This is a genomic window from Blautia faecicola (assembly GCF_004123145.1).
GTDB lineage: Bacteria > Bacillota > Clostridia > Lachnospirales > Lachnospiraceae > Oliverpabstia > Oliverpabstia faecicola.
This window is the reverse complement of record NZ_SDKC01000001.1, coordinates 2,353,544-2,378,092: the sequence shown is the minus strand read 5'-3', so window position 1 is coordinate 2,378,092 and position 24,549 is coordinate 2,353,544. Positions and strand designations below refer to the sequence as shown.

The 24,549-nt window shown below is 47.4% G+C and carries 21 protein-coding genes; 20 read left to right on the top strand and 1 reads right to left on the bottom strand.

The window, feature by feature from the left end; genetic code table 11:
- Positions 1 to 40: 40 nt before the first annotated feature.
- The 17 genes from recJ (at position 41) to ETP43_RS10620 (ending at position 20,130) form a co-directional block, all read left to right on the top strand.
- Positions 41 to 1,759 carry a single-stranded-DNA-specific exonuclease RecJ gene (recJ, locus tag ETP43_RS10700; RefSeq protein WP_129258033.1) on the top strand — a complete coding sequence of 573 codons (1,719 nt, stop codon included), beginning with the start codon at positions 41 to 43 and terminating at the stop codon, positions 1,757 to 1,759.
- A gap of 358 nt (positions 1,760 to 2,117) precedes the next feature.
- Positions 2,118 to 3,617 carry a glycerol kinase GlpK gene (glpK, locus tag ETP43_RS10695; RefSeq protein WP_129258032.1) on the top strand — a complete coding sequence of 500 codons (1,500 nt, stop codon included), beginning with the start codon at positions 2,118 to 2,120 and terminating at the stop codon, positions 3,615 to 3,617.
- Between the two features lie 155 nt (positions 3,618 to 3,772).
- Positions 3,773 to 5,209 carry an NAD(P)/FAD-dependent oxidoreductase gene (locus tag ETP43_RS10690; protein WP_129258031.1) on the top strand — a complete coding sequence of 479 codons (1,437 nt, stop codon included), beginning with the start codon at positions 3,773 to 3,775 and terminating at the stop codon, positions 5,207 to 5,209.
- A gap of 15 nt (positions 5,210 to 5,224) precedes the next feature.
- A complete protein-coding gene (locus ETP43_RS10685) occupies positions 5,225 to 6,490 on the top strand; it encodes an NAD(P)/FAD-dependent oxidoreductase (RefSeq protein ID WP_129258030.1) in 1,266 nt (421 codons plus the stop codon).
- 3 nt (positions 6,491 to 6,493) lie between these two features.
- Positions 6,494 to 6,877: a DUF1667 domain-containing protein gene (locus ETP43_RS10680; protein ID WP_129258029.1), complete on the top strand. Its 384-nt coding sequence runs from the start codon at positions 6,494 to 6,496 to the stop codon at positions 6,875 to 6,877.
- Positions 6,878 to 7,020: 143 nt separating this feature from the next.
- Positions 7,021 to 8,364, top strand: a complete 1,344-nt coding sequence (locus ETP43_RS10675) for an MATE family efflux transporter (RefSeq protein ID WP_129258028.1) — start codon at positions 7,021 to 7,023, stop codon at positions 8,362 to 8,364.
- A 91-nt stretch (positions 8,365 to 8,455) separates the two neighbouring features.
- The gene (locus ETP43_RS10670) at positions 8,456 to 8,806 is read left to right on the top strand and encodes an anti-sigma factor family protein (protein ID WP_129258027.1); all 351 of its coding nucleotides are present in this window, start codon (positions 8,456 to 8,458) and stop codon (positions 8,804 to 8,806) included.
- A 39-nt stretch (positions 8,807 to 8,845) separates the two neighbouring features.
- Positions 8,846 to 11,482, top strand: a complete 2,637-nt coding sequence (gene polA, locus ETP43_RS10665; protein WP_129258026.1) for a DNA polymerase I — start codon at positions 8,846 to 8,848, stop codon at positions 11,480 to 11,482.
- Between the two features lie 50 nt (positions 11,483 to 11,532).
- On the top strand, positions 11,533 to 12,141 hold the full coding sequence (coaE, locus tag ETP43_RS10660) for a dephospho-CoA kinase (protein WP_129258025.1): 609 nt from the start codon (positions 11,533 to 11,535) through the stop codon (positions 12,139 to 12,141).
- Positions 12,128 to 12,925: an MBL fold metallo-hydrolase gene (locus tag ETP43_RS10655; protein WP_129258024.1), complete on the top strand. Its 798-nt coding sequence runs from the start codon at positions 12,128 to 12,130 to the stop codon at positions 12,923 to 12,925. Before coaE ends, ETP43_RS10655 begins: the two co-directional genes overlap by 14 nt.
- Before the next feature lie 12 nt (positions 12,926 to 12,937).
- Positions 12,938 to 13,210, top strand: a complete 273-nt coding sequence (locus tag ETP43_RS10650; RefSeq protein ID WP_022399830.1) for an ACT domain-containing protein — start codon at positions 12,938 to 12,940, stop codon at positions 13,208 to 13,210.
- Between the two features lie 23 nt (positions 13,211 to 13,233).
- A complete protein-coding gene (locus ETP43_RS10645; protein ID WP_022399831.1) occupies positions 13,234 to 14,598 on the top strand; it encodes a PFL family protein in 1,365 nt (454 codons plus the stop codon).
- Positions 14,599 to 14,905: 307 nt separating this feature from the next.
- Positions 14,906 to 15,601, top strand: a complete 696-nt coding sequence (locus ETP43_RS10640; RefSeq protein ID WP_129258023.1) for a TasA family protein — start codon at positions 14,906 to 14,908, stop codon at positions 15,599 to 15,601.
- 18 nt (positions 15,602 to 15,619) lie between these two features.
- Positions 15,620 to 16,147, top strand: a complete 528-nt coding sequence (locus ETP43_RS10635) for a TasA family protein (protein ID WP_022399833.1) — start codon at positions 15,620 to 15,622, stop codon at positions 16,145 to 16,147.
- Positions 16,144 to 17,289, top strand: a complete 1,146-nt coding sequence (locus tag ETP43_RS10630) for a hypothetical protein (protein WP_129258022.1) — start codon at positions 16,144 to 16,146, stop codon at positions 17,287 to 17,289. Before ETP43_RS10635 ends, ETP43_RS10630 begins: the two co-directional genes overlap by 4 nt.
- 7 nt (positions 17,290 to 17,296) lie before the next feature.
- The gene (locus tag ETP43_RS10625) at positions 17,297 to 17,791 is read left to right on the top strand and encodes a signal peptidase I (RefSeq protein WP_129258021.1); all 495 of its coding nucleotides are present in this window, start codon (positions 17,297 to 17,299) and stop codon (positions 17,789 to 17,791) included.
- Positions 17,788 to 20,130 carry an MSCRAMM family protein gene (locus tag ETP43_RS10620; RefSeq protein WP_129258020.1) on the top strand — a complete coding sequence of 781 codons (2,343 nt, stop codon included), beginning with the start codon at positions 17,788 to 17,790 and terminating at the stop codon, positions 20,128 to 20,130. Before ETP43_RS10625 ends, ETP43_RS10620 begins: the two co-directional genes overlap by 4 nt.
- 53 nt (positions 20,131 to 20,183) lie before the next feature.
- Here the strand turns inward: ETP43_RS10620 and ETP43_RS10615 are convergent, their stop codons facing one another.
- Positions 20,184 to 21,410: a tRNA(Met) cytidine acetate ligase gene (locus ETP43_RS10615; RefSeq protein ID WP_129258019.1), complete on the bottom strand. Its 1,227-nt coding sequence runs from the start codon at positions 21,408 to 21,410 to the stop codon at positions 20,184 to 20,186.
- Between the two features lie 178 nt (positions 21,411 to 21,588).
- Between ETP43_RS10615 and pta the strand changes: the two genes are divergently transcribed.
- The 3 genes from pta to ETP43_RS10600 all read left to right on the top strand — a co-directional run bounded on the left by pta (position 21,589) and on the right by ETP43_RS10600 (position 24,547).
- Positions 21,589 to 22,584, top strand: a complete 996-nt coding sequence (pta, locus tag ETP43_RS10610; protein ID WP_022172630.1) for a phosphate acetyltransferase — start codon at positions 21,589 to 21,591, stop codon at positions 22,582 to 22,584.
- Between the two features lie 40 nt (positions 22,585 to 22,624).
- Positions 22,625 to 23,815 (top strand): acetate/propionate family kinase, encoded by a 1,191-nt coding sequence (locus tag ETP43_RS10605; RefSeq protein WP_022399838.1) that lies wholly within the window; start codon positions 22,625 to 22,627, stop codon positions 23,813 to 23,815.
- Between the two features lie 204 nt (positions 23,816 to 24,019).
- A complete protein-coding gene (locus tag ETP43_RS10600; RefSeq protein WP_129258018.1) occupies positions 24,020 to 24,547 on the top strand; it encodes a YceD family protein in 528 nt (175 codons plus the stop codon).
- Positions 24,548 to 24,549: the final 2 nt, after the last annotated feature.

The window sequence follows — 24,549 nt, the reverse complement described above, 5'->3', positions numbered from 1 at the left end:
CAGCTTTTTTCAATCACAGAGGAAACAGGAGCAGACAAATATGGAAAAATGGATGGTAGCAGCGAAACGTGCTGATTTTAAGGAAATCGGAGAGCACTTCGGCATTGATCAGGTTACGGCGAGGATTATCCGCAACCGCGATGTGATCGGGGAGGAAGCGATTGAGAAATATCTGCATGGAAGCCGGAAAGATTTCTACAGTCCATGGCTGCTAAAAGACATGGAAAAAGCAGTGGCTATCCTGCAGGAAAAGATAACGAATAAAAATAAGATCCGGATCATCGGAGATTATGATATTGACGGAGTGATGTCCACCTATATCTTACTGGTGAGCCTGCGGGGACTCGGAGCGGATGCGGACATGGTGATTCCAAACCGCATCATGGACGGATATGGAATCAATGAACATCTGATCGAACAGGCATGGGAGGACAAAAGAGATACGATTATTACCTGCGACAATGGAATCGCAGCGGCAACACAGATTCAGAAAGCGAAAGATCTAGGAATGACGGTGATCGTGACAGATCATCACGAGGTGCCGTTTGAAGAAACCGAAAACGGTAGGACAGAGATTCTGCCGCCGGCGGATGCCGTTGTCAATCCGAAACAGAAAGACTGTGGGTATCCGTTTTCCGGACTCTGCGGTGCGGTAGTGGCAATGAAAGTGATGGAAGCACTGTATGAGAAAATGGTACCGGAAGTGGATCTGGTAGACCGGATGCTTCCTTTTGCGGGAATCGCAACGATCGGAGATGTGATGGATCTGAAGGATGAGAACAGGATTCTGGTAAAGGAAGGTTTGCAGGGACTCCATCACACGACGAACCTGGGATTACAGGAACTGATCCGGGTAAATGGTCTCGAACCGGAGAATATCAGTCCCTATCATATCGGATTCGTCCTCGGTCCGTGTCTGAATGCCTCGGGAAGGCTGGATACGGCAAAGCGTGCCCTTAAGCTGCTGCTGGCAGAGACCAGAGAGGAAGCAGCCGTGCTGGCAGGTGATCTGAAGAATCTGAACGAGAGCCGCAAGGAGATGACCGCACAGGGAGTAGAAAAAGCCATCGAACAGGTAGAATCCACTTCCATGATGGAAGATACGGTTCTGGTAGTCTTCCTGCCGGAATGTCATGAGAGTCTGGCGGGCATTATCGCCGGCCGTCTGCGTGAGCGATACCACAAACCGTCCTTTGTGCTCACCAGAGGGGAAGAGGGTGTCAAAGGATCGGGACGGTCAATTGAAGCCTATTCGATGTACGAGAAACTCTGCGAGTGTAAGGAATATCTGACAAAATTCGGCGGACATCCGATGGCGGCAGGACTGTCACTGGAGGAAGAAAATGTGGAAACATTCCGCAGAAAATTAAATGAGAGCTCCGGGCTGTCACAGGATGATCTTGTAGAAAAAGTGTCAATCGATGTTCCGATGCCGATTCATTATATCCGCAAGGATCTGGTGCGGGAACTGTCCCTGCTTGAACCGTTCGGAAAAGGAAATGAAAAGCCGCTGTTTGCACAGAAAAATCTGTGGATCAGTCAGCTGCGTGTCTTTGGAAAAAATCGGAATGTCGTAAAGATGCGTCTGACCGATGAAAACGGTTATCCGATGGACGGCGTGTACTTTGGGGATGGCGATGCATTTGCCGAGGAGGCGAGAGGAAAACAGAAAATTGCCATCGTATACTACCCGGATATCAACGTGTATCAGGGACGGGAAAGCCTGCAGGTGATCATTCGGCATTATCAGTTTGATTGAAAGATCAGATGAAATAATAGAGTTACTGTTCACACGCTACTATCCCGCGAGGTGTTTTGGCATGAATATGCCAAAATCCCGAGACATACAGCGCGAATTTATGCGGTTAGCATAAATTCTGTGCATCGCGAAGCGTGTTACTGAGAACGGAGTGAACAGTAACATAATAGATAAGAATCATAGATAAAAATGACGGAAAATATTGCTTCAAAAGATGGTTTATGGTACTATATATACAAAACTATGGTATGCAGACCATAAATAAACGAAGCAGGAGAAAAGAGCGAGCTTACCTGGCGGCGCGCGCCGCTTTGGTTCGTTTGCTCTTTTTCTTTTGAAATGATTTTGGGAGGAAAGAATGGCAAAATATGTAATGGCACTGGATGCAGGAACTACCAGCAACCGCTGTATCCTGTTTAACGAAAAGGGAGAAATGTGCAGTGTGGCACAGAAAGAATTTACCCAGTATTTTCCGAAGCCGGGCTGGGTAGAACATGATGCCAATGAGATTTGGTCCACCCAGCTTGGAGTAGCGGTGGAAGCGATGTCAAAGATCGGGGCATCTGCGGAAGATATCGCAGCCATCGGAATCACCAATCAGAGAGAAACTGCTATCGTCTGGGATCGTCATACCGGGGAACCGGTGTACCGGGCAATCGTCTGGCAGTGCCGCAGAACTTCAGAATACTGTGATTCTCTGAAAGAAAAAGGACTGACGGAAGTGTTCCGTAAAAAAACCGGACTGATCATCGATGCGTATTTTGCCGGTACAAAGGTAAAATGGATCCTTGACAATGTACCGGGAGCACGGGAGAGAGCAGAAAAAGGAGATCTGTTATTCGGAACGGTAGAAACGTGGCTGATCTGGAAGCTGACGAAGGGTGCGGTTCATGTGACGGATTATTCCAACGCATCCCGAACCATGTTATTTAACATCAATACGCTGGACTGGGATGACGATATCTTAAAAGAACTGAACATTCCAAGATGCATGCTTCCGAAACCGATGCCGTCAAGCTGTGTATACGGTTATGCGGATCCTGCATTTTTCGGAGGAAAGATCCCGATCGGCGGGGCAGCGGGAGATCAGCAGTCCGCACTGTTCGGACAGACCTGTTTTGCACCGGGAGATGCCAAGAATACGTATGGCACAGGTTGTTTCCTGCTGATGAACACCGGGGAAGAGCCGGTATTTTCGGAAAATGGGCTGGTTACTACGATCGCGTGGGGCATCGACGGAAAAGTGTATTATGCGCTGGAGGGATCAATCTTCGTGGCAGGAGCGGCGATTCAGTGGCTGCGTGATGAACTGCGGGTGATTGATTCCGCGGCAGATTCGGAATATATGGCAAAGAAAGTAAAAGATACCCACGGCTGCTATGTAGTGCCGGCATTTACCGGACTGGGAGCACCGTACTGGGATCAGTACGCCAGAGGAACGATCGTGGGACTGACACGTGGTGTAAATAAGTATCACATTATCCGGGCAACACTGGAGTCCATCGCGTATCAGGCACACGATGTCATCAAAGCGATGGAAGCCGATGCGGGCATCCGGCTAACCGGACTGAAGGTAGATGGCGGAGCAAGTGCCAACGATTTCCTGATGCAGACGCAGGCGGACATGATCCAGGCACAGGTCAACCGGCCATCCTGCGTGGAGACGACAGCGATGGGAGCCGCTTATCTGGCGGGGATGGCTGTAGGATACTGGAAAGACCAGGAAGAAGTAAAAGCCAACTGGTCCATTGACCGGACCTTCGAACCGGAAATTTCCGTGGAAGAACAGGAAAAACGGATGAAGGGATGGAAAAAGGCGGTTCGTTATTCGTTCGACTGGGCGAAAGACGAAGACTGAAAATAACAGCAAAAGTAGTTGTTAAAGTAAAACAAACAATTCAATAAGAACTTGCGGAGAACAGAGACAGGCAGGAAAGACATCCGGTGACGGGTGTTTTTCGGCTTGTCTTTTTTCATTTTATCTATCGCGTTTATTTACAGGAGGGAAAGATTATGTATGATGTAATAATTATAGGCTCCGGTGTCAGCGGGAGTGCTGCTGCCCGGGAATTATCCCGGTATGATCTGAAAATCGGGGTACTGGAAAAGGAAGAGGATGTCTGCTGTGGAACATCCAAGGCGAACAGCGGAATCGTGCATGCCGGATTTGATGCCAGTCCGGGCAGTCTGATGGCAAAGATGAATGTGCGGGGAAACCGGATGATGGAACAGCTGGCGAAAGATCTGGATATTCCGTTTGAGCGAAACGGTTCCCTGGTACTTTGTTTTGCTAAAGAAGAGAGGAATCGTCTGGAAAAACTGAAAGAACAGGGCGAGGAAAACGGTGTGGAAGGACTTCAAATTCTTTCCGGCGATGAAGTGCGCCGGATGGAGCCGGATCTTTCCGAAGAAGTGTATGCAGCCCTGTATGCACCGACCGGCGGTATTGTGTGTCCGTTTGAACTGAACCTTGCACTTGCGGAGAATGCCTGTGAAAACGGAGCAGAATTTTATTTTGACACCGCAGTGGAACAGATTGAAAAGACAGAAGGCGGCTACCGGATCCATGCAGAAGAAAAAATATACGAGACCCGGTGTGTGGTCAATGCGGCGGGTGTCTATGCGGATGTCTTTCACAATATGGTAAGTGCAAAAAAGATCCATATCACACCGCGAAAGGGAGAATATTATCTGCTGGATAAAAAAGCGGGTACAACCGTGCACCATACGATTTTCCAGACACCGGGACCGTATGGAAAAGGCGTGCTGGTGACACCGACCACACATGGCAATCTTTTAGTGGGACCGACCGCTTTGGATATTGAGGAGAAAGAGGGAACGAACACCACAAAAGGAGGACTGGATGAAGTGGCACAGAAGGCGGTGCGAAGCGTTCCGAAGCTGCCGCTTCGCCAGGTGATTACCTCGTTTGCAGGACTGAGAGCGCATGAAGCCGGACATGAATTTATCATTCAGGAAGTGGAGGATGCAAAAGGATTTTTTGACTGTGCGGGAATCGAATCGCCGGGACTTACCAGTGCACCGGCGATCGGAGAGCTGGTGGCAGAGCTGGTGAGCACACACCTGTATGCGAAGAAGAAAGAGCATTTTGTGGAAAAAAGAAAAGGGCTTGTGGATCCGAAAAAACTTTCCAGAGAAGAGTATCAGGAACTGATCCGGAAAAATCCGGCTTACGGCAATGTGATCTGCCGGTGCGAGACGGTGACAGAAGGGGAAATCGTGGAAGCTATTCACCGCCCGATCCCGGCAAAGTCTCTTGACGGAGTCAAACGGAGAACCCGGGCAGGTATGGGAAGATGTCAGGCGGGCTTCTGTTCTCCGAAAACCATGGAGATTCTGGCAAGAGAATGGAATGTACCGATGGAGACAATCACAAAAGCAGGAAAAAATTCCCGGCTGATCAAAGGATACAATAAGGACAGCCTGTAGGCGAGGAGGAGTAAGATGAAGGCAACATATGATATTGTAATTATCGGCGGGGGACCGGCAGGACTTGCCGCAGCCTGCGCAGCATATGACCAGGGGGTACAGGATGTCCTGATCCTGGAACGTGACAAAGAGCTGGGAGGTATTCTGAATCAGTGCATCCATAACGGATTTGGACTGCATACATTTCAGGAAGAACTGACCGGACCGGAATATGCAAAACGGTACGAGGTGGAAACGGAAAAGAGAAAGATTCCGTATCTTCTCGAGACGATGGTTCTGGATATCAGTCCGGAGAAAGAAATCACAGCACTGAACCGGAAAGACGGATTATTTACCATTCAGGCAAAGGCAGTGATCCTTGCCATGGGATGCAGAGAGCGTCCGAGAGGGGCGCTGAATATTCCGGGGTATCGTCCGGCAGGCATCTATTCGGCGGGAACCGCACAGCGGCTGGTCAATATTGAGGGATATCTTCCGGGCAGAGAAGTCGTGATCCTGGGTTCCGGGGATATCGGGCTGATCATGGCAAGAAGAATGACACTTGAAGGGGCGAAAGTCAAGGTTGTGGCAGAACTGATGCCGTATTCCGGCGGTCTGAAACGAAATATTGTCCAGTGTCTGGATGATTTTGGGATTCCGTTAAAATTAAGCCATACCGTGGTGGATATCAAAGGAAAAGAACGGGTGGAAGCGGTGACACTGGCACAGGTGGATGAGAACCGGAAGCCGATTCCGGGAACGGAAGAAGAATATACCTGCGATACGCTGTTGTTATCGGTAGGACTGATCCCGGAAAATGAACTTTCCGATAAACTCGGTGTCCGCCTCCATCCGGTAACCGGAGGTCCGGTGGTCAATGAGAGTCTGGAAACGAGTATCCCGGGTGTATTTGCCTGTGGAAATGTCCTGCATGTGCATGACCTGGTGGATTTTGTATCGCAGGAGGCATCTATGGCGGGAAATTGTGCGGCTGCATTTGTAAAGACAGGAAGAACGGAGGAGACAGCGGAAGTTTTAGTCAAATGCGGAACTGGTGTGCGCTATACGGTTCCGGCGAAGATCCGTCCGGCATATATGGAAGAAAAATTGCCGGTGAGGTTCCGTGTGGGGGCGGTGTACCAGAGGGCAAGTATCGTGGTACGATCTGGTGATACGGTACTGTTGAGAAAAAAACGCCCGGTTATGGCACCGGGAGAGATGGAGACAGTATACATAAAAAAAGACGCTCTGTTATCTGACGAGAGACCGGAAGAGATAACCATCAGCATAGAGGAGGAGTAAACCATGGAAGAGAAAAAACTGACCTGTATCTGCTGCCCCATGGGATGTCAGCTGCAGGTTACACTGAAGGACGGACAGGTGGAAAAAGTAGAAGGAAACACCTGTAAAAGAGGAGCAGAATACGGGAAAAAAGAGGTGACCAATCCGACAAGGATCGTGACCACGACGGTGCGGGTACATGGCGGCAGCCTTCCGGTGGTACCGGTAAAGACAGCTTCAGATATTCCGAAGAGTGCAGTGATGGACTGCATCCGACAGTTAAAAGAAGTGGTTGTAGAGGCTCCAGTGTACATCGGGGATGTGGTGCTGACAGAAGTTGCAGGAACAAAAATCGCGGTAATAATTACTAAAAATATCGAAAAACTTTGTGAAAAACAGAACTTGTGATCCCTCAGACTCTTAGGTAAAATAAATCGTAACTATTCAGTAGGTAGTATCTCGCGAGGCGTTTTGGCTCGTAACTGTGAAGGTACCGAACAGTTACAATAAATCAAATAAAAGCAAGAAAAGGAGACGGGAAGGAAATAATTATGGCGGTAAATGAAAAAAATATGACCAGCGGATCTCCTGGGAAACTGATCATCACCTTTGCCATTCCACTGATGCTTGGAAACGTGTTCCAGCAATTTTATACGATGGCAGATACGATGATCGTCGGTCAGGTGGTCGGTGTGGAAGCTCTGGCAGCAGTGGGGGCTGCAGACTGGCTTGTCTGGCTGGTATTTGGTATCATGACAGGGATGGCGCAGGGCTTTTCAATTCTGATATCCCAGTATTACGGTGCAGGAGAGAAAGAAAATCTGAAAAGAGCAGTAGCAAAAAGCTATGTACTGACAGCGATACTTTCCATAATTGTACTGGTATTGAGCGAAGTGACCGTTCAACAGGTACTGCAGTTTTTACATACTCCGGAGAATGTTATCGGACTGAGTTTGATGTATATACGAATGGTATTTGCAGGAATTCCAATCATTGCAGCGTATAACATTTTTGCCGCAATCCTGCGGGCACTGGGAAACAGCAGATCTCCTCTGATTGCCATGATTATGGCAGCGTTTATCAATGTGGGACTGGATCTTCTGTTTGTGGCAGTGTTTGGCTGGGGTGTACTGGGAGCAGCGATTGCCACGGTGATCGCACAGGGCTTTTCAGCAGCGTATTGTCTGTCGGTCCTGCGGCACATTCCGGATGTGCGTCTGACAAGAGAAGATTTTCATCAGCAGCCGGCGATGAGTCTGCGGCTTTTAAAACTGGCAGCTCCGCTGGCAATACAGAATGTGATTATTTCTGTAGGAGGACTTACGGTACAGTACGTGGTGAATGGATTTGGATTCCTGTTTGTGGCAGGATTTACAGCTGCTAATAAGTTGTACGGTGTGCTTGAGATGGCATCGGTATCCTATGGCTATGCCATTACCACGTATGTAGGACAAAACCTCGGTGCCAAAAAATATCGCAGGATCCGAAATGGTGTCCGCAGTGGCGTTTACATGGCACTGATTACATCTATTGTGATAGCCGGTGTGATGGTGATTACCGGAAGAAATATCCTGTCACTGTTTGTATCCGGAGAAGCGGGGCAGGTAAAACAGGTATTGGATATTGCATACAAGTATCTGTTTATAATGGCAATATTTCTGTGGGTTTTATATCTTCTGTATGTCTATCGTTCAGCCATTCAGGGACTGGGCAATACACTGATACCGCTTGCCAGCGGCGTTGTGGAATTCTGCATGCGAGTGGGTGTGGCGCTGTTGCTGCCGAAACTGATCGGTGAGGATGGAATTTTTTATGCGGAGATCAGTGCATGGAGCGGAGCGGCGATTTTACTGATCGTCAGTTATGTGGTAATTATACGAAAATATAAAGAATAAGGTTTCCTCTTCAATTTTTCCCGGTTTCGTGGTATGATGAAGCCAGTTCGGGATTGTCCGGGAAGTGACCGGCACAGAGAGAGGAATTATTATGAAATGTGAAGAAGCACTGACAAAAATAGAAGCGTATATCGATCATACCCTGAGCGGGCGGGAGCTGGAAGAATTTCTGGAACATGTAAAATCCTGCCGGGAGTGTTATGACGAACTGGAGACCTATTACATTATCAGTGTGGGTATGCGGTATCTGGAGGAGGAAAATCTGGAATCCTATAATATTCCGAAGATGCTGCAGGAAGATCTGCACACCAGAGAACGGCAGGTGAGACGGAGAAATATTTTCCGGAAAACAGCGGTTTTTCTTGGTGTGCTTTTTTTCATAGTACTACTGGTTCTGGTGCTTTCCTATCTGGGACATCAGGAACTGCCCAGACTTTTTTGAACCGGGTAATCGGGGAAAAGTCTGAGAAAGGAATAAAACATGAGTGAAAAAATCTTACTGATTGACGGACACAGCATTTTGAACCGTGCGTATTACGGGCTGCCCAACCTGACGAACTGGGAAGGGCTGCATACCAATGCGGTGTACGGATTTTTAAATATTATGACGAAGGTGTTAGAGGAAGAAAAACCGGAATATCTGGCAGTTGCATTCGACCTTCATGCGCCTACGTTCCGTCATAAAATGTATGATGCTTACAAAGGAACGAGAAAACCTATGCCGGAAGAACTGCGGGAACAGGTTCCGCTGATCAAAGAGGTTCTGACAGCGATGGGTGTGGCTATTGTCACGAAGGAAGGATACGAGGCAGATGATCTGCTGGGAACCATTGCCGGGTTGGCGGAAAAGAAGGGGATGGATGCAACGATCCTGTCGGGTGACCGGGATCTTCTGCAGCTTGCTACCGATCATGTACTGATCCGGATTCCGAAGACCAAAGGCGGAAAGACAGAGGTGGAAGATTATCACGCGAAAGAAGTACTCGAGACGTATCAGGTGACGCCGCCGCAGATCATTGAACTGAAAGCCCTGATGGGAGATACCGCGGATAATATTCCGGGAATCCCGGGCGTGGGTGAAAAGACAGCGACGAAAATTATCGCAGCTTACGGCTCGATCGAGAATGCCCATGAGCATCTCGAGGAGATCAAACCAAACAAAGCGAAAGAATCCCTGCGGGATCACTATGATCTTGCGGTGCTCAGTAAAAAACTGGCAACCATCGATACAGAAAGTCCTGTAGAATTTTCCTGGGAGGCTGCCCGGATGGGTAATCTGTATACGCCGGAAGCGTATGATTACTTCAAACGGCTGGAATTCAAGAATCTGTTATCCAGATTTGACCAGCAGGAGACGGAACAGAAAGAACTACCTTCCTGGCGGAGCGTAGAAGATTTTGCAGAGGCGGAAAATATCTGGAACCAGGCAGAACAGTCCGCACAGACCGGCGTGGCTGTCGTGGACGGGATGGAAGGAATCCGCGGTGTCGCGGTAGCGATGGAAGATCAGGAAGTGGTGTATTTCCCGGTGGAAGGCTTCCAGACCGAAGGTGTGTTATGCGGTCATCTGGAGCGGCTTTTTGCGGGCAGTTCCGAGATTGGAGCCTGGGATGTAAAATCCATCCGTAAAAAGATAGAGATTCCGGAACGGAAAGGAATCTTTGATCTTGGCATCGGTGCATATCTGATGAATCCGCTGAAAAGTGATTACACCTATGACGATGTGGCAAAAGAATATCTGGGAGAGCAGCTTCCGTCGCAGGAAGAAGTATTTTCAGGAATGAAAAAGCCGGATCCGAAAAAAGCAGACAACGAACAGGCGGCAGCCTACGGAGCCTATCAGGCGTATGTGGCACTTCACGGAAAGGATGCCCTGAAAAAAGCCTTACAGGAAGCCGGTATGTGGAACCTGTTTGAAGAGATCGAGATGCCTCTGGTATTTACCCTGGACGATATGGAAAAAGAGGGAATCCTTGTAAAAGGAGAAGAACTGAAGTTGTACGGGGAAAAACTGGAAGTCCGTATCCGGGAGCTGGAGGAGAAGATTTACGAGGAAGCCGGAGAGACCTTTAATATCAATTCTCCGAAACAGTTGGGTGTGATCCTGTTTGAAAAGATGCAGATGCCGGGTGGAAAGAAGACAAAGACCGGATATTCCACCGCGGCAGATGTTCTGGACAAACTGGCACCGGACTATCCGTTTGTTGCCGACATTCTGGAATACCGACAGCTTACAAAATTAAAATCCACGTATGCAGACGGACTGGCAGGCTATATCGGGGAGGATGGAAGAATCCATTCCACCTTCAACCAGACGATCACAGCAACCGGAAGAATCAGCAGTACAGAACCGAACCTGCAGAATATCCCGGTGCGTATGGAACTGGGACGGCTGATCCGAAAAGTATTTGTTCCGAGAGACGGTTTTGTATTCCTGGATGCGGATTATTCACAGATTGAACTTCGTGTGCTGGCGCATCTTTCCGGGGATGAGATGCTGATCAAAGCGTACCGGGAGGCGCAGGATATCCACAGGATGACAGCTTCTCAGGTTTTTCATATCCCGTTTGATGAGGTAACGCCGTTACAGAGAAGAAATGCGAAAGCAGTCAACTTCGGCATCGTCTACGGGATCAGTTCTTTCGGACTGAGCCAGGATCTGAGTATCACAAGAAAAGAAGCAGCCGATTATATCGAAAAATATTTTGCCACCTATCCGAAGATCAAGAGTTATCTGGACGGAGAAGTGGAAAAAGCGAAAGCGGACGGATACAGCCTTACGATGTTCGGACGCCGCCGCCCGGTACCGGAATTAAAATCAAGCAATTTTATGCAGCGCTCTTTCGGGGAACGAATCGCGATGAACTCTCCGATTCAGGGAACGGCTGCGGATATCATAAAGATTGCGATGATCCGTGTCAATCAGGCACTTCGAAGCGAACATCTCCGCTCCCGCCTGGTGCTGCAGGTACATGATGAGCTGCTGATCGAGACGGCGAAAGAAGAAGTGGAAGAGGTATCTGCGATTCTGGAGCGTGAGATGCGCCAGGCGGCAGATCTGTCTGTTCCGCTGGAGGTGGATATGCACACAGGAGAAAACTGGTATGAAGCAAAATAATTGCTGTCCGGAATACGGGAAACGGTAACGAAAGAAAGGGGAGATACCAGATGAAGGTGATAGGAGTAACCGGCGGAGTAGGAGCCGGAAAAAGCGAAGTCCTTGGCTATATCGCAGGGAACTGGAATGCGACGGTTGTGGAAGCAGATGAAGTGGGTTATCTGGTCATGCGGCCGGGAAAAGCCTGCTACAGTGCCATTGTAGACCTGTTCGGAGTGGGGATTTTAAAGGAAGATGAGACACTGGACCGGGAACAGATCGCAAAGATTGTCTTTGAGGACAAAGAGATGCTTGCAAAGATGAACGCGATCGTTCATCCGGCAGTAAAAGAATATATCAGAAAAGCAATAAAACGGGAAGAAGAAAATGAGACAGACATCTTCATCGTGGAAGCGGCTTTGCTGATTGAAGATAAATATGATGAAATCTGTGACGAATTGTGGTATATTTATGCGGATGAAGAAACCCGCATGGAGCGATTGAAACAAAACAGAGGATATTCAGAAGAAAAATGCCGCAGTATCTTCAGAAACCAGCTCAGCGAGGAAGAATTCAGCAATCACTGCGATTTTGAGATTGACAACAGTGGTGATTTCAAAGAAACAAAAGAACAGATTCAACAAAAGATGCAAAGGATGCAGATTGATGAGACTATGTAGTATTGCAAGCGGAAGCAGCGGAAACTGTATATATGTGGGGAGCGATACAACTCATCTTCTGGTAGATACGGGAATCAGTGGAAAGAAAGTGGAGTTCGGGCTGAATTCCCTGGATCTTACCACGGGGGACCTGGATGGGATTCTGGTCACACATGAACATTCGGATCATATCAAGGGACTCGGTGTGGTGGCAAGAAAATGCGGGGTACCGATCTATGCGACAGCGGGAACGATCCGTGCCATGGAAGATTCCGGAAGCCTCGGGAAAATGCCGGAAGGTATTTTCCATGAAGTAATACCGGATCAGGACTGCCCGATCGGGGATCTCACCGTACACCCGTTTCGGATTTCTCACGATGCCGCTGAGCCGGTTGCCTACCGGATCGGGCAGGGTAAACGGGAAGTCGGGATCGCTACCGATATGGGTGTTTATGATGATTATATCGTGGAAAACCTGAAGGGACTGGATGCCCTGCTTCTGGAAGCAAACCACGATGTAAATATGCTGCAGGTAGGAAAATATCCCTACTACCTGAAGCGGAGAATCTTAGGGGATAAAGGTCATTTGTCCAATGAGACGGCAGGACAGTTGCTTTGTCAGCTGCTTCATGATAATATGAAACAGATCCTGCTGGGACATCTGAGCAGAGAAAACAACTACGAGGCGCTGGCTTATGAGACCGTCTGTGCAGAGGTGACGATGGGGGATAATCCTTATAAAGCAAAGGATTTCCGGATTGATGTCGCTCACAGAGATACAGCATCAGAAGTAGTAGAAGTGTAAAGGAGAAGAAAGATGAAAAAAACAATTATCACAGTAGTAGGAAAAGATACTGTAGGAATCATTGCAAAAGTTTGTACTTATCTGGCAGACAATCAGGTGAATATTCTTGATATCACGCAGACGATCCTGGATGGCTACTTCAACATGATGATGATCACAGATGCAAGCGCATGTGAAAAAACAACCGGCGAGATCGCAGAAGAACTGAACGCACTGGGTGAAGAGATCGGTGTAAATATCCGTTGTCAGCATGAGGATATCTTTAACAAGATGCATCGTATCTAAGACCGGCGCAGGAGGGCAGAAAAATGATTAATATGTTCGAAGTAAACGAAACCAATAAGATGATTGAGCAGGAAAACCTGGATGTGCGTACCATCACACTGGGTATCAGTCTGTTAGACTGTATCGACAGTGATCTGGAAAAAGTCAATCAGAAGGTTTATGAAAAGATCACAGGACTGGCAAAAAATCTGGTACAGACCGGTGAAGATATCTCCAAAGAATACGGAATCCCGATTGTAAATAAACGAATCTCCGTTACCCCGATCGCACTGATCGGCGGTGCAGCATGTAAAACACCGGAAGACTTTGTCACACTGGCAAAAACACTGGATAAAGCAGCAAAAGAAGTAGGCGTAAACTTTATCGGTGGTTATTCTGCACTGGTATCCAAAGGGATGACAAAAGCAGATGAACTGCTGATCCGTTCCATCCCGCAGGCTCTTGCAGAAACCGAGCGTGTCTGCAGCTCCGTAAACCTGGGATCCACAAAGACCGGTATCAACATGGATGCTGTAAAACTGATGGGTGAGATGGTTCTTGCCACCGCAGAGGCTACAAAAGAAGACGATTCTCTGGGCTGTGCAAAACTGGTTGTATTCTGTAATGCACCGGATGACAACCCGTTTATGGCAGGTGCTTTCCACGGTGTGACAGAAGCAGACGCAATTATCAATGTCGGCGTCAGCGGACCTGGTGTTGTAAATTACGCCCTGTCAAAAGTAAGAGGCGAGAACTTCGAAGTTCTGTGTGAAACCATCAAAAAGACCGCATTCAAGATCACCCGTGTCGGACAGCTGGTTGCACAGGAAGCATCCAAGAGACTGAACGTACCGTTTGGTATCGTAGACCTGTCTCTGGCACCGACTCCGGCAATCGGAGATTCTGTTGCTCAGATTCTGGAAGAGATCGGTCTGGAGCGTGTAGGCGCACCGGGAACCACAGCTGCACTTGCCATGTTAAATGACCAGGTGAAAAAAGGTGGTGTTATGGCATCCTCCTATGTCGGCGGCTTAAGCGGAGCATTTATTCCGGTCAGCGAAGATCAGGGAATGATTGATGCCGTCAATCTGGGAGCACTGTCTCTGGAAAAACTGGAAGCCATGACCTGTGTCTGCTCGGTAGGTCTGGACATGATCGCGATCCCTGGAGATACACCGGCAACTACGATTTCCGGTATGATCGCAGATGAGATGGCAATCGGTATGGTAAACCAGAAAACCACAGCAGTCCGCGTGATCCCGGTCATCGGAAAAGGTGTGGGAGAAACCGTAGAGTTCGGTGGATTACTCGGTTATGCACCGGTAATGCCTGTGAATACGTTCCGTTGCGATGATTTCATCAACCGCGGAGGAAGAATTCCGGCGCCGATCCACAGCTTTAAAAACTAAGAGGAATATTTTTCAAAAAAGACTTGCACATTGGGTGCAGGACTGTTATACTGGGTTCTGTCAGATAGTTCTTTATCTGACAGAACCTTTTTTGGTTCATTCCGGCAGTTCTGCCATCCATTCCATTTTATGAAAAACGAAACAAGAAGGTCAGGAGCAGAGTATTTTTGCGCCTCAACACAGGAAAAGAGGGGTGATCGAGATAAGAACAAGATAAACAACATTTTCAACATTTCCATTTCAATGAAACATATCAAAAAACACATGAAAAAACACATCAAAAAACATATCAAAGGAGATCACAAATATGAAAAACAACACATGGAAAAAATATATGGGTATCACTGCAATCACAGCTGTCCTTCTGGTAGGCTCCGTATCTGCGTACTTTACCGATCAGGACGAAAAAACCAATACCTTTACGGTTGGAAAAGTCACGATTGATTTGGAAGAGCCGGAGTGGGACAAAAAACCGGATGAAAACGGGAACGACATCCCGGACGAAGCGGAAAACATGACACCGAATCAGACCATCGAGAAAGATCCGCAGGTAAAAAATACCGGAACGAACGATGCGTTTGTTTATATGACCGTGGAAGTTCCGTGCAAAAAGATCGTTACGGTAAACAATGACGGCACAAGAAATCCGGAAGTAGTGAGAGAACTGTATACCTATCAGACAGACAGCTCCTGGAAATTACTGGGATCTGTGGATGTCACAGATGAGACAGGAGAAAAAACAGCAGTCAAACATCTGTATGCCTATGCCGGAGCACAGGGAACCTGTACCGTGGTAAAACCACAGGAAACCACAAAAAATCTGTTCCGCGAAGTTACGTTTGTCAATGCAATGGAAGGTCAGGGACTCGAAAACGGCATGTATAAGATCGGAATCAAAGCATTTGGTATCCAGACAACAGATCTGAACGGAGGAACCAATAATGCGGTAGAAATCTGGAAGATCATTTCCAATCAGAGAGAACTGGCAGAAAGTTTTTCATGATAGAAAGGAACGGGAGGAATGAAAAGAGTCATGACTGTTACAGGACTCCTGTCTGCGCTGCTGATGATGATGCTGCTGGTCGGTGGACGAACCATATACGGCTGGTTTACCGACCAGAGCCGGCAGGATAATACGCTTTCTGTCGGTATGAATGAAGTGGAGATAGAAGAGGAATTTCCGGATCCGGAACTGAAACCGGGGGAAAAGATCAAAAAAGAAGTGACGTTTACCAATACCGGACGGGGTCCGATGTATGTGAGAGCCTGCTGTCTGTTCAGCAGTAAAGAGGCAGAAGAAGGAGCCAGACTTCTGATGGGAAGCAGCCGGTGGGAACTTGCAGAAGACGGGTATTACTATTATACCGATATCGTAAATCCCAAAGAACGTACAGAGGTGCTTCTGTATGGACTGACTTGGGAGAGCGAGGAAGAAATCACGGATTTTGATCTGACCGTCTATACCGAAAGCGTACAGGCAGCAGGACATGAAAACAGCAGAGAGGCATTTGCACATCTGATGGAACGGGAAGAAGGGCAGGAAAAATGAAAAAGACAGGAAAAATCGGCAGTATCTTGTGTTTGCTTGCGCTTCTCGGGCTGACAGGAATCTATGCACTCCCGAAAGTATATGTTCTGTATCAGGCAAATACCGGAAAAGTGGATATCTGCTTGAAAGAATATATGCTGGAGGAAGGAAAAGAAGTACCCTGGAAAAACGGAAAAGATGTACTGCCCGGTGGTTTTGTATCAAAGATTCCACGAATCCGAAATGACGGAGCGGAATGTTATGTGAGGGCAACGGTGTCTTTTTCCTCACAGAAAGAGTCAGAAAAACCACTGTCACTGGAAAATCTGGAAGGAATCAGCAGTGACTGGGTACGGGATGGTGATTACTTCTATTATAAGCATACGGTAAAACCGGGAGAAAAGGTGGAGTTCTTTCAGGGAATCCGAATCCCATGGGAATGGAAAACACCGGATGAAGATAATGTGTGGAAGGCCTGTGTCCGTGCAGAGGCAGTACAGGCAGAATATTTTTCACCGAATTTTACGGGGGAAGATCCGTGGGGGATGAAGGTGTACACCTTTCCGATTCAGTATGCACCGGGGGGAGACATACAGGAACAGACGGCAGACACAGAGGAAGTGGAACTGTTACTTGCCGAGCAGGTGCAGGGATTTGCGGTAGAACAAGAAGGATGCATGAAAACACTCGAAACCTTTGTTCCGGGAAAAAGCCAGACGGGAAGTATCCGGCTGAAAAATACGACCGAAAAAGAACGGGAAGTATTTTTCAGAGCGGAAACACAGGAACAGAGTGTATTGCTGGAAAAGATGGAACTGAAGGTGGAACTGCTTGAAAAAGAAGAAAACCGGATTCTGTATCAGGGAAGTGCGGCAGCATGTACACCAAAAGAACTGCAATCCCTGGGAAAACTTGCACCACAGGAGGAAAAACAGTTACGGTTTACGTTTTCCCTTGCGAAGGCCGCGGATAATACTTATGCGCTGCAGAAAGGAAAAATAAAGTTCTGGTTTACCACAGGAGAAGAAGAAACCGGAAAAATAGCAACTGCAGTCAGCACCGGAGACCCGCAGAAACCGATCGGTTATCTGGTGACGGCAGTCGGTGCGGCAATTGTTTTACTTTTCATGCTGCTTGGCAGAAAGCGGCCGGTAAGGAAGTGATGAGCAGATGAGAAAAATGATCAGATATGCAGAGTATGGACTGCGGATCCTTCTGACATTGACAGGAATTGCAGGGGTTCTGCTGTTTATTTTTCCACGGGTGGCGGGCTGTACACCGAGAATTGTTGTGAGTGGATCGATGGAACCGGCAGTTCCGGTGGGAAGCATTACCTATACCTGCTCGAATATTCCGCCGGAACAGATAGAAACCGGAGATGTCATTGCATATAAACTGAAAAACGGGATTGCGGTACTTCACCGGGTGGTAAAAAAGGATGCAGAGAAAGAAATCTGGGTGACGCAGGGAGATGCCAATGAGACAGAAGATCCCGCAGCCGTATCGTACGGGCAGTATCTTGGAAAAATGGTATTTCATGTGCCGTATGCGGGGTATGTGGCGAACTGGCTGCAAAAAAAGAAGATTCTGTTTCTGGCAGTGGCAGCAGCTGTTTTACTGCTGATCGTGCACCCGACAGGAGAAGAAAGGAGACAGATCACTTGAGAAGGTGGATAAAAAGCAAACATACGGTTTCGGGGCTGGCATTTGGAATCTTTCTGTCCGCTCTGGCTCTGGCAGGTGGAATGAAAATTTACGGAGCCGGAACCGGGATGCAGGAACAGGCGGAAGTATATCAGGAAGAAGAACTGGAAGAAAAGGAAACAAACGAAGAAGCCGCAGAGCAGCAGGAGGAAGAAGGCATCCAGTTTTATCTGAAACAACAGACATCTTCGGATATAGATACCTATTCTTTTGACAACAGTGCGACACTTCCTGTATCCAATGTCCGTTATGACAAGTTTTTGTCAAAAACCGGAGGATCGGGAACTACATCAACACCGAACATGGGAATGGGAATCAAGTACATCGAAGGCGATGATAAAAATGTAGACGGCGGGGGAAAGTGGCGCTATGTCTATTGTGTGGAGTTTAAGAAGGACTGTCCGATCGGTGGTCTTGGAATGGAATTTATCGGATGGAATAACCGGAAAATAGCCTATGCGATGTACTACGGTGCGCTTTATTACGGGTATCCGTGTCGGTTTGGTCCGTATTCTACCGGGGACTGGCAGATGGATTATTTTATCACGCAGGTGGCAATCCATATCCTGAACGGAGAGTATACCCTTGCAGCGGCAAGAAACGGAATGAACCAGAGCAATGCGACGACAGCGGAAAAGAACCTCGCGTATGACAGGATTGAAAAGATCGTAAACGGGGCAAATAACAGCAATAATTACGGAGGATTTACCGGGGACGGCTGGCTGAATATGGATCAGGCAAAGTTTTCACTGACCGGTTACAGCGACAGCTGGCAGCTGCTCAATGGAAATTATCTGTCCGGTGGAACGTTTCACGGTGTATTTACCAGCTATTACGGATATGATTTCCGGGAACAGCTGACCGGATATGAGATATCGGTTCCGCAGGGTGCTTATGTCGAGAAAAGCGGAAAGGAGACGTACAGTGATTTCCGGGTGGGTATACCGGAAAAACAGTACAAACGCTGGCAGCTGACCGGGAAAAAGATACCGGTCACGGTAACCGCAAGTATTCCCCGGTACTGGGGAGCGGGAATCTACCGATGCAAGGCTGCATCCAATTTTCAGGACGTATGTCTGCTGACCTGGGATGGCTCCGGTGGAACCACCAAGATGGAACAAACGGCAAATCTGAATATCCCACAGGTTACGGCAGATCTGACGATTTATAAAAAAGACCAGAATGACGGAAGCAGTCTGAAAGGTGCAAAATTTTCACTATGGGGATATGAGGACAATGCGTACAGTAAAAAGATCGGAGAATTTGAAGATATGCAGGATGGCAGCTATCAGCTGGAAAATATTGCATATACCGATACGGAAGACGGATGGTTTCTGATCCGGGAAGAGGAGCCGCCCGAACATTATAGCGCGAAGTATCAGCTGAAAAACAGCAAAGATGAGGAAGAATATCAAAAATACGGAGGACGCCAGGTACGAATGAATGAGAATGGATTTTATTCTCCATGGATCGAGGAGCCGGAGGTTTTCTGCGATGAAAAAGCAGCTTCCGGGATGCATGTGGCGGTAAAGAAATACGACGGCAAAACAAAAGAAGTGCTTCCGGATGCGGAGTTTCAGGTGTTTCCCTGGATACAGGAAAACGGGACATACAGTACCGTCCCGGAGCAGACACTGATATTCAACAGCGAAAGCCGGCAGTATGAGACAGTGCAGATGCTGAAGGCAGATGGAAAGAATCAGGGAAAATTTCTGATTCGTGAAACAAAAGTACCGGCGCATTACAGCGGAAGATGGCAGCAGGAGATTACGGTAACAGAAGCAGGTACGACAGATCTTGTGCTGGAAGCATACAATTATCCGGAGCGGAAGTTCACGATCTGGAAAAAAATCAGGGCAGACGAGGTGGTATGGGATCACGGTACGCCGACTTTCTTTTTTCGGATCTCGGGAAAAGATCTGGATGGCATTCAGCGCTGGTATCAGTGTATGATTCATTTTACGAAACAATCCGTGAAGGAGCAGGAATATCTGGTTGGAAAAGCAGAAGTGAACGGCATTCCGGCAGGACAGTATCAGGTGGAAGAACTTCCGTTGACGGCACGGTATATTCTGACGGATGCATCGTCCTCAGATCCGAATGTGACCGTAAAAAATACATTGCTGGATACCGTAAACGGAATTCAGAAAATCCGATCGGAGATTACGGCGGATCTGACACTGGAAGACGGAAGTGTGATATTTGAGAACCGGAAGGTATTTTTTGATGAGTACTCTCACGATGATGTGGAAGTCAATCATCTGAAAGCATCGGAGGAGAAAAACGGAAAAAAACAGTAAAAAACTGCCAATAACAGGGGAAACAGTTATCGGCAGAAAATGAGAGCTCGGTATCAGGGAAGAATGATAAGAGGTTTCTGATATTCATGCACAAACGGGGTGTGATATTTTTCACACCAGACACTCTCGTAAAGATTGGAAACCTCCACATTTTTTGCAAAAACAGCAGCGGATTCGTCGGACAACAGGGAAGATGCATCCGCTGCCTTTGTAATGAACGGGATGGAACTGTGCTTTTTGAGTGCGGAGAGTACCGGTGATGCCTGACGGCGGAAACCGAGCAGGCGGGCGTAGGAAAGAGGCGGCACATCGGAAATCTGCAGCAGACAGTGCATCAGCATCCGGCAGATTCGGCTGTAGGTAAGTTCCCGCGTCTTTAAAAGTGCCGCATATTGTCCCCAGCTCTCATAAGAACCTCTGGTGTGAAAAAGACGCTGCACAAAGTCCGGTGTGACATCCTGATAAGAAGCCAGCTGTGCTTTGTCTGTCGAAAACAGAAGCCAGCGAAGATAAGGAGAAAAATCCTCCTCATCCAGAAACTGCGGGCAGGAGAAAGTCTGCGAAAGAAGCGCAGATATGGCGGGCGGAAAACAGGAAGATACAGTAGAATCTGACATCTTGCAGTCCGCAGATTTCCACAGGGCACGGATAGCGGAAGCAGAAGGAAACTGTTCTTTTAATGATTCCTCGTGATAGGCGTTTCCTTCGCGTTTCACCGTAAACGGCCGGATCGGACTGTTCCGTCGGCAGAGTGCCTTACAGTATTCCACACCGAGAATATTATTCGGCGTCTGCAAAAAGGTTCCGGTATCTGTATCGGTGTCCGAAAGCAGCTCCTGAAGGGCAAGACTGCGCGCTTTGGGGAAGGATTCACCTTTCTTCAGATATTTTTTTAAAAGATTCTGATATTCCGGCGTCTCGGTGGCAAGAAAAGCTCCGAGCTGTAAAAACGGTTCGATGTCTCCGCTTTCGCTTCCAAAAGAAAGAACATCCACACAGCCGAGTCCGTCAAGCAGTCCGACGGCACTCTGCGCAAAGAATTCCGCACTCTCGCAGGCATGGGTTGCCGGCAGTTCGAAGACCAGGTCCGCACCGCCGAGAAGTGCCATCCGAGTGCGCAGATGCTTGGAATACAAGGCGGGTGCTCCCCGCTGTACAAAATCTCCGCTCATGACAACGACGATATAATCGGCTCCTGTAAGTTCTCTTGTTTTCTGTATATGATAGGCATGTCCTGTGTGAAACGGATTATATTCCGCGATGATTCCGGCAATTTTCATGGTTGCACCTCAAAAAATACATAAATTATTTTCTCATTCTAACAGGGAAAATGCAGAAAAACAAGGCTTTCCGGAGAAATAAAGAATATATGTTAAAAAATTAACTAACCTTGTCACTGTAAAGGAAAAAGAGTATAATTTTATGTAGTGAGCAAAATAGGAAAGGAGTCATGAAATCATGGGATTTATTGACACAATCAAAGCAAGAGCAAAAGCTGATAAAAAAGTAATTGTACTTCCGGAAACCGAAGACAGAAGAACATATGAAGCAACTGCACAGATCCTGAAAGAAGGAATCGCAGATGTTGTTCTGGTTGGTAGCGAAGAAGCAATCAAAAAAGGCAGTGAAGGACTGGATATTTCCGGTGCAAAGATCGTAGATCCTGCTACATCCGAAAAAACACAGGGATATATTGACAAACTGGTAGAACTGAGAAGCAAAAAAGGTATGACACCGGAACAGGCAAAAGAGATCCTGTTAAACCAGTATCTGTACTACGGTGTTATGATGGTTAAGATGGGCGATGCAGACGGAATGGTATCCGGTGCATGCCATTCTACCGCAGATACACTGAGACCGTGTCTGCAGATCCTGAAAACAAAACCGGGAACAAAACTGGTATCTGCATTCTTCCTGATGGTAGTTCCGGATTGCGAATATGGCGCAAACGGTACTTTCGTATTTGCAGATTCCGGACTGAACCAGAACCCGAATCCGGAAGAACTGGCAGCTATCGCAGCTTCCTCTGCAGAATCCTTCAAACTGCTGGTTGAAGAAGAACCTGTAGTAGCTATGTTGTCCCATTCTACCAAAGGCAGTGCAAAACATGCCGATGTAGATAAAGTTGTAGAAGCTACAAGAATCGCAAAAGAACAGAATCCGGATCTGAAACTGGACGGAGAATTCCAGCTGGATGCTGCTATCGTACCGAGCGTTGGTGCTTCCAAGGCTCCGGGAAGTGAAGTAGCAGGAAAAGCAAACACTCTGATCTTCCCTGATCTGGATGCAGGAAACATCGGATACAAACTGGTACAGAGACTGGCAAAAGCAGAAGCATACGGACCTGTAACACAGGGTATCGCAAAACCTGTAAACGACCTGTCCCGTGGATGCTCAGCAGAAGATATCGTTGGTGTTGTTGCAATCACAGCAGTACAGTGCCAGGCTGAATAAAACAGATACATAAAAGGATGTTTAAGTGGAGGAAGAAAACATGAACGTATTAGTAATCAACTGCGGAAGTTCATCTCTGAAATATCAGCTGATCAACTCCGATACAGAAGAAGTTCTGGCAAAAGGTCTCTGTGAGAGAATCGGAATCGACGGAAGACTGGTATACCAGAAAGCAGGATGCGACAAAGAAATCACAGAAGCTTCCATGCCGACACATAAAGAAGCCATCCAGATGGTTCTGGATGCCCTGACCAATGATAAAACAGGTGCAATCGCAAGCCTGAAAGAAGTAAATGCAATCGGACACCGTGTCGTACACGGCGGAGAAAAATTTGCTTCTTCCGTAGTTATCACAGACGAAGTAATCCAGGCTGTAGAAGAGTGTAACGATCTGGCACCTTTGCACAACCCGGCAAACCTGATCGGTATCCGTGTATGCGGCGAACTGATGCCAGGTGTACCGCAGGTAGCAGTATTTGATACCGCTTTCCATCAGACCATGCCTGCAAAAGCATATCTGTACGGTCTGCCACTGGAATACTACAAGAACTACAAAGTAAGAAGATACGGTTTCCATGGTACAAGCCACAGCTTTGTATCCAAACGTGCCGTAGAATTCCTGGGACTGAACCCGGAAGACTCCAAAGTAATCGTTTGCCATCTGGGTAACGGATCTTCTATCAGTGCCGTAGTAAACGGAAAATGTGTAGATACCACCATGGGTCTGACTCCACTGGAAGGTGTTGTTATGGGAACCCGTTCCGGTAACATCGATCCGGCTATCATGGAATTCATCGCAAAGAAAGAAAACCTGGATATCTCCCAGATAATGAATGTACTGAATAAAAAATCCGGTCTGTTCGGTCTGTCCGGCGGTCTGTCAAGTGACTTCCGTGATCTGAACGAAGCAGCAGAAGGCGGAAACCAGGATGCAGCAAATGCAATCGATGTTCTGGCATACGGTATCGCAAAATTCGTTGGCGGCTATGTAGCAGCTATGAACGGTGTAGATGCGATCGTATTTACCGCAGGTATCGGTGAGAATGCAATTCCGGTACGTGAAAAAGTAGTAAGCTATCTGGGTTACCTGGGAGTTACACTGGACAAAGATGCAAACGGACACAGAGGAGAAGAAATCGTAATTTCTACTCCGGATTCCAAAGTAAAAGTTGCAGTAATCCCGACAAACGAAGAACTGGCTATCTGCCGTGAAACAGTAGCTCTGGTATAAAAACAGAGAAAAACTGTAAGATTATATATAAAAGAAAGTCCCCTTTTGACTGTAAGCCGAAGGGGATTTTCTTCCCACTGAAAGACAGGACAATCTGTAATTATTGTAAAAATATTTCAGAAATATTGCAGGTTGTCAGGAAAAAACAGTTGACAAAAAGAAAATGCTTCTGTATAATTGGAGAAGTGTGGTTAGGAGTGAATTATGCTGATTGATTTATCCAAATTACTGACTCATGAAGGAAAGCAACAACAGGTAGAAATATTGTCGTCAGGAGATACTTTTTCCTGTGAACTGGGTGAGTTTTCTTATGGAGAGAACGAGCCGGTGATGCTGACGATCAAGCACAAAGAGAATCAGATTCTGAGTATCCGTGCGGAAGGTCAGGTTGCTGTATGGATTCCATGTTCCAGATGTCTGGAGCCGGTGCTGGTATCATGTCCGGTCGATTATGACGAGGAGATTGATATGAAGCTGTCCGAGGAAGAACGGATTGAGGCATTGGATGAAAGCAGTTTTATCCAGAACAAAGAGCTGGATACCGATAAGCTGCTGCATAATGAAATACTAATCAATTGGCCAATGCGGGTACTCTGCAAAGAGGACTGTAAAGGAATCTGTAGCCGTTGTGGAGCAAATCTAAATCAGGGATCCTGTGATTGCGATACGGCAGATTTAGATCCCAGAATGGCTGTTATCAGTGATATATTTAAGAATTTTAAGGAGGTGTAACT

Excerpts from the sequence above, each read along its gene's own strand:
- recJ (WP_129258033.1), top strand. The coding sequence starts at position 41 with ATGGAAAAATGGATGGTAGCAGCGAAACGTGCTGATTTTAAGGAAATC.
- glpK (WP_129258032.1), top strand. The coding sequence starts at position 2,118 with ATGGCAAAATATGTAATGGCACTGGATGCAGGAACTACCAGCAACCGC.
- ETP43_RS10690 (WP_129258031.1), top strand. The coding sequence starts at position 3,773 with ATGTATGATGTAATAATTATAGGCTCCGGTGTCAGCGGGAGTGCTGCT.
- ETP43_RS10685 (WP_129258030.1), top strand. The coding sequence starts at position 5,225 with ATGAAGGCAACATATGATATTGTAATTATCGGCGGGGGACCGGCAGGA.
- ETP43_RS10680 (WP_129258029.1), top strand. The coding sequence starts at position 6,494 with ATGGAAGAGAAAAAACTGACCTGTATCTGCTGCCCCATGGGATGTCAG.
- ETP43_RS10675 (WP_129258028.1), top strand. The coding sequence starts at position 7,021 with ATGGCGGTAAATGAAAAAAATATGACCAGCGGATCTCCTGGGAAACTG.
- ETP43_RS10670 (WP_129258027.1), top strand. The coding sequence starts at position 8,456 with ATGAAATGTGAAGAAGCACTGACAAAAATAGAAGCGTATATCGATCAT.
- polA (WP_129258026.1), top strand. The coding sequence starts at position 8,846 with ATGAGTGAAAAAATCTTACTGATTGACGGACACAGCATTTTGAACCGT.
- coaE (WP_129258025.1), top strand. The coding sequence starts at position 11,533 with ATGAAGGTGATAGGAGTAACCGGCGGAGTAGGAGCCGGAAAAAGCGAA.
- ETP43_RS10655 (WP_129258024.1), top strand. The coding sequence starts at position 12,128 with ATGAGACTATGTAGTATTGCAAGCGGAAGCAGCGGAAACTGTATATAT.
- ETP43_RS10650 (WP_022399830.1), top strand. The coding sequence starts at position 12,938 with ATGAAAAAAACAATTATCACAGTAGTAGGAAAAGATACTGTAGGAATC.
- ETP43_RS10645 (WP_022399831.1), top strand. The coding sequence starts at position 13,234 with ATGATTAATATGTTCGAAGTAAACGAAACCAATAAGATGATTGAGCAG.
- ETP43_RS10640 (WP_129258023.1), top strand. The coding sequence starts at position 14,906 with ATGAAAAACAACACATGGAAAAAATATATGGGTATCACTGCAATCACA.
- ETP43_RS10635 (WP_022399833.1), top strand. The coding sequence starts at position 15,620 with ATGAAAAGAGTCATGACTGTTACAGGACTCCTGTCTGCGCTGCTGATG.
- ETP43_RS10630 (WP_129258022.1), top strand. The coding sequence starts at position 16,144 with ATGAAAAAGACAGGAAAAATCGGCAGTATCTTGTGTTTGCTTGCGCTT.
- ETP43_RS10625 (WP_129258021.1), top strand. The coding sequence starts at position 17,297 with ATGAGAAAAATGATCAGATATGCAGAGTATGGACTGCGGATCCTTCTG.
- ETP43_RS10615 (WP_129258019.1), bottom strand. The coding sequence starts at position 21,410 with ATGAAAATTGCCGGAATCATCGCGGAATATAATCCGTTTCACACAGGA.
- pta (WP_022172630.1), top strand. The coding sequence starts at position 21,589 with ATGGGATTTATTGACACAATCAAAGCAAGAGCAAAAGCTGATAAAAAA.
- ETP43_RS10605 (WP_022399838.1), top strand. The coding sequence starts at position 22,625 with ATGAACGTATTAGTAATCAACTGCGGAAGTTCATCTCTGAAATATCAG.
- ETP43_RS10600 (WP_129258018.1), top strand. The coding sequence starts at position 24,020 with ATGCTGATTGATTTATCCAAATTACTGACTCATGAAGGAAAGCAACAA.